This is a genomic window from Celeribacter persicus, from assembly GCF_003050785.1.
GTDB classification, from domain to species: Bacteria; Pseudomonadota; Alphaproteobacteria; order Rhodobacterales; family Rhodobacteraceae; genus Celeribacter; species Celeribacter persicus.
Genome location: NZ_QAOH01000006.1, coordinates 174,802 through 186,648, shown reverse-complemented (window position 1 = coordinate 186,648; position 11,847 = coordinate 174,802). Strand labels below are relative to the sequence as shown.

The window sequence follows — 11,847 nt, the reverse complement described above, 5'->3', positions numbered from 1 at the left end:
AAGTCTGCGATTCCGGGAGAGAGCCATGACTGAGACCATCGACATTCGCCGCAAACGTCTGAAAATCCAGGCCTGGCGGCGTGGGATCAAGGAGATGGACCTTTTGATCGGCGGTTATGCCGATGTGCATCTCGCGACCATGAGCGAGGCCGAGCTCGATGACTTCGAACGTCTGATGGATGAGCACGATCAGGATCTTCTCTCCTATGCCACCGGGCTCAAACCCGTGCCGCAAGCAATCAAGCCGATGCTCGACAAACTCATTGCCTCCGCCGATCAGGCCTCTTGGGGGGCGAAAGGGTAAAGGCGAGTTTTCGTTAAGAATTCGTGATCTGTGCTTCCGCTAAAGCCACGCAATTTTTTCACCAATTTGCGACGATTCGAGAAATTTGCGCGGTTTAAAGCGTTCCGCCAAAAACCTGAGACACAGCTTTGGCGGAACGCAGAGCAGGATATGAATGTTGCACGCGCCTCGCCTTTATCTGATGCTTCAGGTTAAAGGCGGGACGCTTTAACTATATTTTGGGAAATTCGCGGCAATCTGTCTCCGATGAGCCTTCGGCGGAGTGACAGATGAGCATGCATTCAACCTTTGAAAAACCGATCAAATCTCCTTTCATGTCGCAATATCTGGAGGCGCTGTCGCTTGTTGAACGGTTGCACCGGCTGTTGCTCGATGTGATCAAGGACGAATTCGAGCGGGTCGGAATCCTCGAAATCAATGCTGTACAGGCGCTTTTGCTGTTCAATGTCGGCGAAAATGAGGTGACCGCGGGCGAGTTGAAATCGCGGGGGTATTATCAGGGCTCGAACGTGTCCTATAATCTCAAGAAACTGGTGGACATGGGCTATATGCATCACCAGCGCTGCGAGATCGACCGCCGCTCCGTGCGCGTCAAGCTGACCGACAAGGGCAACCATGTGCGTGTCACCGTCGCCGATCTTTTCACCCGCCATGCGGAGGGGTTGCAGGGCAAGGGTGTGATCTCTTCCGAAGGGATCGAAGACATCAACAGCTCCTTGCGCCGGGTCGAGCGCTACTGGGCCGATCAGATTCGGTATATTTATTAATTTCAATCCGACCTTGCGATGGAATGCGCCTCCCCGCGTGCGGACGTCATTTCATCCCTCAAAGACCAGCGGATCACCAATGTCCGGTGTTTTCCATCGAGGCCCATGGTTCGGCAGGTGCAAGCCGTTCGCCTTTTTGCAGCAATTCAATCGACACATTGTCCGGCGAGCGCACAAAGGCCATATGCCCGTCCTGCGGCGGTCGGTTGATCACGACGCCTGCGTCCATCAGCTTCTGGCAAAGCGCGTAGATGTCCTCAACCTCATAGGCCAGATGGCCGAAATGGCGACTGTCCGACGGCAGCCCCTTGTCGCCGTCCCAGTTGTAGGTCAACTCGATGGGGCATTCGGGCTGGCCTTCAGGCGCCATGAAGATCAGCGAAAATCGCCCGGCTTCGCTGTCCATCCGCCGGATTTCCTTTAGCCCCAGCAATTCGTAAAACGCCATGGATTTTTCCAGATCCTTCACCCGGACCATCGTGTGCAAATAGCGCATTTGGCTTCCTCCTGTTTGTGTTTGCCTGAACTCTAGCCTTCCGCGCGGCGAATTCCACGTTTTTGCGTTCTTCCGGCTTGGCGAACCCCCTTTGCATTTGTATGACTGGACTCCCGGAACCCACAACATCTTGGGGGATGCGACGTGCAGCAATACCACGACCAGCTCAAAACCATTCTGGCCCATGGGGTCGACACCACCGACCGCACCGGGACCGGCACAAAGTCCTATTTCGGGCTTCAGGCGCGCTACGATCTGGCTGACGGTTTCCCGATGGTCACCACAAAAAAACTGCACCTGCGCTCGATTATCCATGAACTTCTGTGGTTTCTGTCGGGCGACACCAACATTCGCTATCTCAAAGACAACGGTGTTTCGATCTGGGACGAATGGGCAGATGAAAACGGCGATCTCGGGCCGGTTTATGGCGCGCAATGGCGTAAATGGCCGGGGCATGAACGTGGCCCCATAGACCAGATCGAGAACCTGCTGAGTGCGATCCGCAACAGTCCCGATTCCCGCCGCCTGATCGTTTCCGCCTGGAACCCGGCGGAAGTCGACAATATGGCCTTGCCGCCCTGTCATACGCTCTGGCAGGTGAAAATCCTGGGCGGCAAGATGCATCTGCAACTTTATCAACGCTCCGCCGACATGTTCCTCGGGGTGCCGTTCAACATCGCCTCTTACGCGCTTCTGCTCGCCATGCTGGCACAGGTGACGGGCTATGAGCCGGGCACATTCGTGCATTCCATCGGTGATGCGCATATCTACTCGAACCACATGGAACAGGTGGAGCTGCAACTGTCGCGCACGCCCAAAGCCCTGCCAAAGCTGCGGCTCAACCCCGATGTGAAAAACCTGTTCGATTTCAAATTCGAGGACATCGAAATTTTGGATTACGATCCCGATCCGGCAATCAAGGCGCCGGTGGCGGTTTGAGGGCGCGCGCATGATCACACTCATCGCCGCGCGCGACCGCAATGGGGCCATTGGGAAGGACAACACGATCCCTTGGGAGGCGCCGGAGGATTTGAAGTTCTTCATGCGCGAGACCATGGGCGGGGCCGTCATCATGGGGCGCAATACCTGGGACAGCCTGCCATTCAAGCCTTTGAAAAATCGCCTCAATCTCGTGGTGTCTGGGCAAGGCGTCGACCACGAGCATGTCTTTGCCTCCGTGGAAGAGGCGATTGCCTTTGCGCAGTCCGAGGGCCGCGCGCGGATTTATGCCATGGGCGGCTTCGGGATTTATAAGGCCATGCTGCCGCTCGCCGACCGTCTGGTGATCACCGAAGTTGACACGGAGGTCGAGGGGGCGGACACATGGTTCCCGGAGTTCGATGCGGAAGAGTGGCGCGAGGTCTCGCGCATGGTACTACGCGAAGTGACACCGCGCTGCGAGGTTGTGGAGTGGGTGAAGTAAATTCGCCTTTTCGTCCCTGATTGTTTTGCCGGGGTGGACAATCGGTCGGGCGGGTTAACCAAAACTTGCTGCATATCTCGATGGGGGCTAGGCTTTTGCCAAGTCCATCATGGAGTATGAGTGATGAAAAAGTCCGTTTTCGCTGTCATTACCGCCCTTGCCGCCGCTCCGGCACTTGCCCAGGGCACACAGCCCTATAGCTATACGGTGCCGACTGTGGCCTACACCGAAACCAATGCGAATTACTGTCCCGCCGGGTTGCAACCTGTGACGGGGCTCCATGGCATCAGTTGCGGTCGTCCGACCATGGCGGGTCCCGGCGCCGCGGCGCGCCCGATGCCGCCTGCGAAGCCTGTGGCCCCGGTCATGACCTCCGCCGTCACATCCCCGCCCCCGACGGTGGTCTATGCGCCCGACACGATCATGATGGGCGGCAACTGAGCGACAACCCCGCTTTGAGCGGGGTTTTCTTTGTCTGGCTCGGGAGCTTTGCGCGCAAATGCAGATTTTCGCACCGTGACTGTCATTTTCATGTTACGTTTTGTGCATGAGCAATCGGATGACAGGGCTTCTCGCCGCCGCCGTGATCGGTCTGGGTGCCGGAGCCGAGGCGCAAAATCTGATCGGAGAGGTTCTGTGCGGGGCACAGGACGAGATTCATGCGAAACTCGCGCGCCAATTCGGCGCGGTGAAGTCCGGCGCTGGCCTGCGCGGGCCGGAGGCGGTCATGGAAATCTGGACCAACCCGACGACCGGGGATTGGACCCTGGTGCAAAGCTATGCCGAGGGGCGGGTCTGTATCCTGGCCATGGGAGAGGCCTGGGAAATGATGGCGCTCGATCCTAAAGCGTCCGGCCTTTAACCCGAGACATCAGATAAAGGCGGGACGCTTTAATCCTCAATCTCCGAAAGGATGAACTCCGCGATCGCACGGCCGAGGGCTTCATGGGCGCCGGCGTCGAAATGCACCCCGTCGAGGTCGGACACCGCAATCACGGAATTCGCATCGAACACCGCGACATCGCGTGCCTCCGCCTCGGCACGCATGGCGGCCTGCACCGCGTCGACCTTTTCTGCGACCCCGGTGTAGGTTTCGGCCAGACAGCCCGCCGCATGAGGGCGCGGCGGCAGGATCAGGATCGGTTCGAAACCGCCGTGACGCGCCTGCATCTCTTCCGACAATGCGACATCGAGGTGAAAGCCACAGGCCTGTGCGATGTCTTCGGAGGTGGCGTCGAAATGCGCCTTGAGATCGTTGGTGCCGAGCATGATGGTCATCGCATCAATCGGCCCGTGGCTTTCCAAAGCGATGAACAGCCCCAGCCGCCCGTCCATATGCGGACCCATTTCCGGGTCCGGGAAGGCGAAGGTGCGTCCCGGCAGGCCCTCTTCGATCAACTCCCAACCTAAAGCCTCCGCCATCACCACCGGCCAGCGCCGGGTGAGACGGGGAAGGTCGGAAGGGCGGGTCCGCATCGGTTGCGTGCCATAGGTGTTGCTGTCGCCGAAGGTGAGGATGGTGGGCATGCGGGTCTCCAAACAGAAAAGCGGCCCCGAGCATCGGCTCGGAACCGCTAAATTTCAATCAGATTTCCGATCTTAACGGATCAGAGCGCCTGAAGCTCGGTGGCGGAGGCGCGGCCGTCACGGCCTTCGCGCAGCTCGTAGCCGATTTTCATGTTGTCCGCGAGGCCGGTCATGCCGGCGCGCTCGACCGCGGAAATATGGACAAAAACGTCCTTGCCGCCATCATCGGGGGCAATGAAGCCGTAGCCTTTGGTGGTGTTGAACCATTTTACGGTGCCGGTGGGCATATCCCGTCTCTCCTTGTCGTTTCATCCGCCGCAACGTGCGACGGGCCGGTGCAGCCAGGTCTTCCAAGTCTTCCTGCTGCCCCGTGGAAAAGGAGCGGTCGTTCGAAAGTCAGCAGTCACGCTTTCGAGTGTGAAGAAAGTGCGTATAAAGGCAAGCGACAAAATCGTAACAGTGGTGGCCTGTCGGCAAATTTGCCTGAAAAGCCGTCAAAGCGCCACAAAATGGGCCACAGAGGAGAGCGAAATGACGCTGATTTACGGGATCAAGACCTGCGATACCTGCCGAAAAGCGGTAAAAGCGCTGGGTGTGGAACTGACGGATATCCGTGAAACGCCACTGACGCGCGCGCAACTGGAGCGATTCCATGCTGCTTTCGGGGAGGTTTTGGTGAACACACGTTCGACCACTTGGCGAGGGCTGTCGGAAGAAGAACGTGCCCGCGATTCGCTCGATTTGCTGATGGATCATCCGACGCTGATGAAGCGCCCGGTGATTGAGCATGACGGGGTGCTCTATCTTGGCTGGGGCAAGGATGTGCAGGCCGTGCTTCTTTAATTGCGCCGTCGTACTCCCTATCTGAGCAGAACACAGGCAAGGAGAAACAGATGCGCAACGCGGCATTGGTTTTGGGCATTCTGGGCGGCGTACTCGCCATGCTCGTGGGCTTTTTCAGCTACGGCTATACCGAGGCGATTGATCATTGGGGCGAGGTCGAAGGGCTGTTCGAACAGGTGTCGAACGTCGACCTGATCCGGGTGACGAGTTTCTTCGCCCCGCTCCTCGCCATCGCGGGCGGCGCCATGGCGCGCGCCCGTGCGCTCTGGGGCGGGGTGCTGATGCTGGTGGCCGCCGGGTTGATATATAACGGCTTCGGCTTCAATGTCTTTACCATGTTTCCGCTGGGCTTCTGCATTCTGGGCGGTCTGCTGGCGCTCGCGGCGGGCAAGCCCGATGAGCCGAAGGCGCATTTCTAAATCCCGAACACCAGTGGCGCGAGCAGTTCCATTGCGGCGAAAATCACCAGCCCCGCAAGGATATTGAGCCAGAATCCCGCCTGAGCCATGTGTTTCAGCGTCAGCTTTTCATAGGAAAAGATGATCGCATTGGGCGGGGTCGCGACCGGCATCATGAAGGCCATAGACGCCCCCAGAGCCACTGGCACGGTAAGCCAGAGCACGTCGATCTGGAGCCCCACGGCGACGGCAGCGAGGATCGGCAGGAAGGTTGCGGTCGAAGCGGTGTTGGACGTGATCTCTGTCAGATAGATGATCGCAAAGGCCACGACGAGGATCAGAAGCCAAAGCGGGACGTTTTCCAATGCTCCGACCCGATCGCCGATCCATGCCGCAAGCCCCGTGGCCTCGAACGCGCCTGCAAGCGCCAGCCCGCCGCCAAAGAGCAGGAGCACGCCCCAAGGCAGGGTGCGCGCGACGCTCCAATCGACCAGAAATCCCCGTTCGCGGCTGATCGGGATGGCGAAAAGCGCGAGGGCGGCGGCGATGGCGATGCCCGCATCTCCAATGGGCAGGCCGAGAAAACCGCGGCTGATCCAGAGGAGTGCCGCCGTACCAAAGACCAGAGCCACCAGTTTTTCTGCCCGGCTCATCGGACCGAGAGCTTCGCGCTCATTGTCGATGACGCCCTGAACTGAGGTCATTTCGAGGGTGCGGGAAGGAAAAATCACCCGTGTGAGCAAAACATATGTCAGGGGCAGCATGATCAGGACGACGGGAATGCCGATCTTCATCCAGTCGAAAAAGCCGATTTCGATGCCGTAATTCTCCGAGAGAAGGCTTGCCAGAAGCGCGTTAGGCGGCGTGCCGATCAGCGTGCCGACCCCGCCGATGGAGGCGGCATAGGCGATGGCGAGCATGAGCGAAATGCCGAAACGGTCGGCTTCCTTATGATCCCGTGTCTGCGAGCCGACAAAGTCGATGACGGAGACGCCCACCGCATACATCATCACCGCCGTGGCCGTGTTGGAAATCCACATCGACAGGAAAGCGGTGGCCAGCATGAACCCCATGACGATGCGCGAGGGCGTGGTGCCGATGGCCGCGACGATTCCAAGGGCGATGCGCCGGTGCAGTCCCCATTTCTGCATGGCGGCGGCGAGGATGAAGCCGCCGAGGAAGAGAAAGATCAGATGGGAGCCATAGCGTGCGGTGACATCGCTCACGGGCATAATGTTCATCAGTGGGAAGATGACGACCGGGAGAAGTGCCGTGGCCGACAGGGGCAGGGCCTCGAACAGCCACCAGATCACCATCCAGACCGTCACCGCGATGAGCCGCCAGGCCTCGGGCGTCATCGCTTCGGGTGGGGGCAACAGCAACAGGAGCGCCATGGCCAGAGGCCCGGCGATCAGAGCCACGAGACGGGTCGTGGAAATTCGGGTGGTCGTGGCGGATTGCGGCAGGTGAGAGGGCTCGGTCTGTGCCCTCAGTTCCGGTTTCTTGAGATGGCTGGTCATCTGCTCCTCCCGATACCCCCATTATATATGCTTTGTGGCAGGGCCGGGGGAGGGGATGTGACAAAAAGAACCGCGCGCTTCCGGAGAAACGCGCGGCGATTTGTTTTGCGATAAGGCTTAGGCCAGATCCGGCGGTGTCGCGTCTTTCGACAGTTCGGCCACAACCTCGTTCAATGCTTTGACGGCGGTCTGTTTCTGACCGAGACGGCGCAGGGTGACGGTCTTTTCCTCGACCTCACGGGCGCCCACCGCGAGGATCACCGGCACTTTGCCGAGGCTGTGCTCGCGCACCTTGTAGTTGATCTTCTCATTGCGAATGTCGGCCTCGGCCCGCACACCGGCGGCTTTCAGCGCGGCGACCACCTCGTTCACGTACTCGTCGGCCTCGGAGACGATGGAGGCGACGACCACTTGACGCGGGGCGAGCCAGAAGGGCAGATGCCCTGCCGAGTTCTCGATCAGGATGCCGATGAAACGCTCGAAAGAGCCCAGCGTCGCGCGGTGCAGCATGACTGGACGGTGTTTGGCCCCATCCGGACCGATGTAGCTCGCGCCCAGACGTTCGGGCAGGTTGCTGTCCACCTGAAGCGTGCCGCATTGCCAGGTGCGGCCGATGGCATCCGTCAACGTGAATTCAAGCTTCGGACCGTAGAATGCCCCTTCGCCTTCGAGCACTTCGAAGTCATAGCCCGCCGCATGACAGGCATCGCCCAGAGACTTCTCCAGCTTGTCCCATGTCTCATCCGAGCCGATCCTCTTTTCCGGTCGTGTCGAGAGTTTGATGGTCCAGTCCTTGAAACCCAGATCGTCATAAATCTTCGCGAGGAAGGCGATGAATTTCTTGGTTTCCGAACCGATCTGTTCTTCGGTGCAGAAGATATGCCCATCGTCCTGCGTAAACCCGCGCACCCGCATGATCCCGTGCAGCGCGCCGGAGGGTTCGTAGCGGTTGCACGAACCGAATTCTGCGATGCGCAGTGGCAGGTCGCGGTAGGATTTGAGGCCCTGATTGAACACCTGCACATGGCCGGGGCAGTTCATCGGTTTCAACGCGTTGACGGTTTTCTCACGGGCATGTTCCTCGTCCACTTCGACGATGAACATGTTCTCCTGATACTTGTCCCAGTGGCCGGAAGCTTCCCAGAGCTTGCGGTCGATGACCTGCGGTGTGTTCACCTCGACATAACCGTCGCGCTCCTGCTGGCGGCGCATGTAGTCCTGCAACGTGGTATAGATTTTCCAGCCATTCGCGTGCCAGAACACCTGACCTGGAGCCTCTTCCTGCATGTGGAAGAGGTCCATTTCACGACCCAGCTTGCGGTGATCGCGCTTGGCGGCCTCTTCCATCATGGTTTCCCATGCCTTGAGGTCCTTGCGATTTTTGAAGGCCACGCCGTAGATGCGCTGCAACATCGGACGGGTGTTGTCGCCCAGCCAATAGGCCCCCGCCACATGGGTCAGTTTGAAGGCATCTGCGGGAACCTGCCCCGTGTGCTGGAGGTGCGGTCCGCGGCAGAGATCCTGCCAGTCGCCATGCCAGTACATCCGCAGCGGTTCGCCCTCGGGAATGCGGTTCACCAGTTCGACTTTGAACGGCTCGTTGCGAGCGTTGTAATAATCAATCGCCTCGTCGCGGCCCCAGATCTCCGTCTTCACCGGCTCACGGGCGTTGATGATCTCCTTCATCTTCGCTTCGATCGCACCGAGGTCCTCGGGCGTGAACGGCTCTTCGCGGTCGAAATCGTAGAACCACCCGTTGTCGCGCACGGGGCCGATGGTCACTTTGACATCGGGCCAAAGCTCCTGCACCGCCCGCGCCATGATATGCGCGAGGTCGTGGCGGATCAGTTCGAGCGCGGGGGCGTCGTCCTGCATGGTGTTGATGGCGATGCTTGCATCCTCATTGATCGGCCACTGGAGGTCCCAGTGCTGACCGTTGACGGACGCGGAGATCGCTTTCTTGGCAAGGCTGTTGGAAATGCTTGCGGCCACATCGGCAGGGGTCACGCCAGCGTCGAAGCTGCGCGAATTGCCATCGGGGAATGTGAGAGAAATCGGTGCCATATTGGCTCTCCTCGTCGGTTTGGCGCCTACCAAGCGCCCGGTTGCGGGTATGTATGTGACGCGCCTTGTCGCGCGCCGTTTTGCCTATGTCAATTGCAAACAGCCATTTAACATCCAAATGTCACACAAGTTTCCTTGATTGCGGCGGTGCGGCGAAGCACTCTGCAAACGTCCGAGATAGGAGATTCACATGCGCACTTATGACGAAATTCTTGCCATTGCCGCCGAGCGCAAAGGTGGCGTGGAGGCGGTTCTTCGCGACGTTTATATTCCCAAACTCCCGCATGAAATGGCCGAAACCCCCGATGCGGTCTGGCTTGCGGAAATGGCCAAACATATTTTTCAGGCGGGCATGTCATGGAAAGTCGTTGAGGGCAAATGGCCCGGCATCGAAGAGGCGTTTCACGGTTTCGACGTGGCCTATGTCGCGGGTCTTTCCGAAGATGAGATCACGGCCCTGACCAAGGACGCGCGGATGATCAAATCCGCCGCGAAGATCAAGGCCATCGTCGATAACGCGAAATTCATCGCCAAGGTCAGTGCCGAGCATGGCGGCTTTGGCAACAAGATCGCCTATTGGCCCGCCGAGGAGTATTTCGACCTGCTCGACTGGCTGAAAAAGGAGGGCGCGCGTTTGGGTGGCAACACCGGTGCCATGGCGATGCGCTGGTGCGGGCGGGACGGGTTCGTTTTGTCTGACAGCGTGGTGGCGCGGCTGATTGCGGAAGGCGTGATCGACAAGGCGCCGACCACGAAAGCCGCGAAAAAAGCCGTTCAGGACGCGTTCAACACATGGCGTGCGCAATCGGGTCAGACGCTCAACACGATTTCGCGGGTGTTGGCGCAGAGCATCGACGCCTGACATGCGACCGTGAGCCGACTTGGCATTGCCGCGCCCGGCTCTATGCTGGCGCGGACCATGAGGGGAGTGAGCCATGACCGATTTTCTCGACACGCCATCCGGGCGCAGGATCGCCTATCACCGTTTGCCCGGCGTCGGGCCGGGGATCGTTTTTCTCGGCGGTTTCATGTCGGATATGGAGGGCACCAAGGCCATCGCTTTGGAAGCCTGGGCCCGGATCGAAGGCCGTCCCTTCCTGCGTTTCGACTATTCGGGCCATGGCCAAAGCTCGGAAAAATTCGAGGACGGTTGCATCGGCGACTGGGCCGAGGATGCGCAAACCGTGATCGAGACCCTGACCGAAGGCCCGCAAATCCTCGTGGGCTCCTCCATGGGCGGCTGGATCTCGCTTCTGATGTGCAAACGCATCCCTGAGCGTGTCGCCGGTCTTGTGACCATCGCCGCTGCTCCGGATTTCACCGAGGACGGGTTCTGGGCAGGCTTCGACGCCGATCAGCGTGCCACCTTGGAGCGCGACGGCGTGGTTATGATGCCCTCGGGCTATGACAGCGATTACCCGATCACCAGGAGGCTGATCGAGGACGGGCGCGATCATCTTGTGCTGCGTGAGCCGCTGCCTTTGCCCTTCCCGGTGCGCTTTCTGCAGGGCACGGTGGATACATCGGTCTCGATGGAAACCGCGATCCGGCTTCTGGATCATGCAGCCGGTGAGGATATGCGGCTCACCCTCGTGAAAGGCGCCGATCACTCGTTTTCCACCCCGGATTGCCTCGCGACCATCGAGGCGGCGATCACCGAAGTGACAGGGCGGATCTGAGGCGGATCGCTTGACCTTGCCTGTCCGCCGGGCCATTTGAAAAGAAACCAGATTTCTCAGGACCCGCCTTCATGACCGAAAGCCTCGTGCTTCTGCCCGGTTTCCTTGCCGATGGACGCGTTTTCACCGATCAGATCGTCGATCTGAGCCGGGATCACGCATTGATGGTCGCACCTTTGAAAGGGGAAAACCTGACCGAGATGGCGGATGCGGTTCTGGCTGTCGCACCGCCGAAATTCGCCGTCGCCGGGCATGACCTGGGGGCCTCTGTGGCAACCGAGATTCTGCGCCGTGCCCCCGGTCGGGTCACTCGCATCGCGCTGATTTCGGGGTCTGCGCAGGCGGAACCGCCCAATGCTGCCGCCGCGCGCGAACCGCGCATGGTCAAGGCGCGCACCGGGCGTTTCGGCGAGGTTCTGCTTGAAGAATTGCCCTCCACCGCGCTTTATGAGGGGCCGTATCGCAATGCCATCCGTGACCACTGGCTCGATATGGTGATGGAGGCGGGGCTTGAAACCTATCTCACCCAGTCGCGCATCCTGCAACGTCGCCCGGATCATCAGAACGTGCTGCGCCGTGCGCGCATTCCGGCGCTGGTGATCGGCGGGGCCGCCGACACGATCTGCCCGCCGCGGCGACAGGATTTCATCGCCCAGCTCATGCCGCGCGCCGAATTCGTGCTGATCGAAAAAGCCGGTCACTTGCCGATGCTGGAAGCACCGCACACCGTGTCGCGCGCGCTCAAGACATGGCTTGAGGCGGAAGCGCCCTTCGTGCTGCGCTGATCTCCTTTGCTGGAGAAATGCTCAAAAGAAACGGCGCCCTC

16 protein-coding genes are annotated in these 11,847 nt (G+C 59.7%); 11 read left to right on the top strand and 5 right to left on the bottom strand.

The features are described 5' to 3' along the window. Window positions 1–25: 25 nt before the first annotated feature. Together C8N42_RS10070 and C8N42_RS10065 are read left to right on the top strand one after the other, a co-directional pair. Complete coding sequence (locus C8N42_RS10070) at window positions 26–304, top strand: succinate dehydrogenase assembly factor 2 (RefSeq protein WP_107816435.1); 279 nt, start codon at window positions 26–28, stop codon at window positions 302–304. A 269-nt stretch (window positions 305–573) separates the two neighbouring features. Further along, window positions 574–1,071 carry a MarR family winged helix-turn-helix transcriptional regulator gene (locus tag C8N42_RS10065; RefSeq protein ID WP_107816434.1) on the top strand — a complete coding sequence of 166 codons (498 nt, stop codon included), beginning with the start codon at window positions 574–576 and terminating at the stop codon, window positions 1,069–1,071. Window positions 1,072–1,144: 73 nt separating this feature from the next. On the opposite strand, the gene C8N42_RS10060 is transcribed toward C8N42_RS10065, so the two are convergent. Beyond that, the gene (locus tag C8N42_RS10060; protein ID WP_107816433.1) at window positions 1,145–1,567 is read right to left on the bottom strand and encodes a VOC family protein; all 423 of its coding nucleotides are present in this window, start codon (window positions 1,565–1,567) and stop codon (window positions 1,145–1,147) included. A gap of 144 nt (window positions 1,568–1,711) precedes the next feature. Here C8N42_RS10060 and C8N42_RS10055 point away from each other — a divergent pair, with 144 nt between their 5' ends. The 4 genes from C8N42_RS10055 (at window position 1,712) to C8N42_RS10040 (ending at window position 3,852) form a co-directional block, all read left to right on the top strand. Next, window positions 1,712–2,506: a thymidylate synthase gene (locus tag C8N42_RS10055; RefSeq protein ID WP_107816432.1), complete on the top strand. Its 795-nt coding sequence runs from the start codon at window positions 1,712–1,714 to the stop codon at window positions 2,504–2,506. Between the two features lie 10 nt (window positions 2,507–2,516). Next, window positions 2,517–2,990 (top strand): dihydrofolate reductase, encoded by a 474-nt coding sequence (locus C8N42_RS10050; protein WP_107816431.1) that lies wholly within the window; start codon window positions 2,517–2,519, stop codon window positions 2,988–2,990. 123 nt (window positions 2,991–3,113) lie between these two features. Continuing rightward, window positions 3,114–3,431: a hypothetical protein gene (locus tag C8N42_RS10045; protein ID WP_107816430.1), complete on the top strand. Its 318-nt coding sequence runs from the start codon at window positions 3,114–3,116 to the stop codon at window positions 3,429–3,431. A 118-nt stretch (window positions 3,432–3,549) separates the two neighbouring features. Beyond that, entirely contained in the window at window positions 3,550–3,852 is a 303-nt protein-coding gene (locus tag C8N42_RS10040) for a hypothetical protein (protein WP_107816429.1), read from the top strand. Window positions 3,853–3,881: 29 nt separating this feature from the next. On the opposite strand, the gene C8N42_RS10035 is transcribed toward C8N42_RS10040, so the two are convergent. Next, complete coding sequence (locus tag C8N42_RS10035; protein ID WP_107816428.1) at window positions 3,882–4,517, bottom strand: GDSL-type esterase/lipase family protein; 636 nt, start codon at window positions 4,515–4,517, stop codon at window positions 3,882–3,884. An 80-nt stretch (window positions 4,518–4,597) separates the two neighbouring features. Next, complete coding sequence (locus C8N42_RS10030) at window positions 4,598–4,804, bottom strand: cold-shock protein (RefSeq protein ID WP_066704420.1); 207 nt, start codon at window positions 4,802–4,804, stop codon at window positions 4,598–4,600. Between the two features lie 244 nt (window positions 4,805–5,048). Here C8N42_RS10030 and C8N42_RS10025 point away from each other — a divergent pair, with 244 nt between their 5' ends. Further along, on the top strand, window positions 5,049–5,360 hold the full coding sequence (locus tag C8N42_RS10025) for an arsenate reductase family protein (RefSeq protein WP_107816427.1): 312 nt from the start codon (window positions 5,049–5,051) through the stop codon (window positions 5,358–5,360). A gap of 50 nt (window positions 5,361–5,410) precedes the next feature. Next, window positions 5,411–5,779, top strand: coding sequence for a hypothetical protein (locus tag C8N42_RS10020; protein ID WP_107816426.1), 369 nt, complete (start codon window positions 5,411–5,413; stop codon window positions 5,777–5,779). On the opposite strand, the gene C8N42_RS10015 is transcribed toward C8N42_RS10020, so the two are convergent. Together C8N42_RS10015 and thrS are read right to left on the bottom strand one after the other, a co-directional pair. After that, window positions 5,776–7,278, bottom strand: a complete 1,503-nt coding sequence (locus tag C8N42_RS10015; RefSeq protein WP_107816425.1) for an SLC13 family permease — start codon at window positions 7,276–7,278, stop codon at window positions 5,776–5,778. The two genes, C8N42_RS10020 and C8N42_RS10015, sit on opposite strands and share 4 nt — an antisense overlap. Before the next feature lie 117 nt (window positions 7,279–7,395). Next, complete coding sequence (gene thrS, locus C8N42_RS10010; protein WP_107816424.1) at window positions 7,396–9,342, bottom strand: threonine--tRNA ligase; 1,947 nt, start codon at window positions 9,340–9,342, stop codon at window positions 7,396–7,398. 190 nt (window positions 9,343–9,532) lie between these two features. Here thrS and C8N42_RS10005 point away from each other — a divergent pair, with 190 nt between their 5' ends. The 3 genes from C8N42_RS10005 (at window position 9,533) to C8N42_RS09995 (ending at window position 11,806) form a co-directional block, all read left to right on the top strand. Further along, window positions 9,533–10,204, top strand: a complete 672-nt coding sequence (locus C8N42_RS10005) for a DNA-3-methyladenine glycosylase I (protein WP_107816423.1) — start codon at window positions 9,533–9,535, stop codon at window positions 10,202–10,204. A gap of 73 nt (window positions 10,205–10,277) precedes the next feature. After that, complete coding sequence (locus C8N42_RS10000) at window positions 10,278–11,021, top strand: alpha/beta fold hydrolase (protein WP_107816422.1); 744 nt, start codon at window positions 10,278–10,280, stop codon at window positions 11,019–11,021. A gap of 71 nt (window positions 11,022–11,092) precedes the next feature. After that, window positions 11,093–11,806 (top strand): alpha/beta fold hydrolase, encoded by a 714-nt coding sequence (locus C8N42_RS09995; RefSeq protein ID WP_107816421.1) that lies wholly within the window; start codon window positions 11,093–11,095, stop codon window positions 11,804–11,806. Window positions 11,807–11,847: the final 41 nt, after the last annotated feature.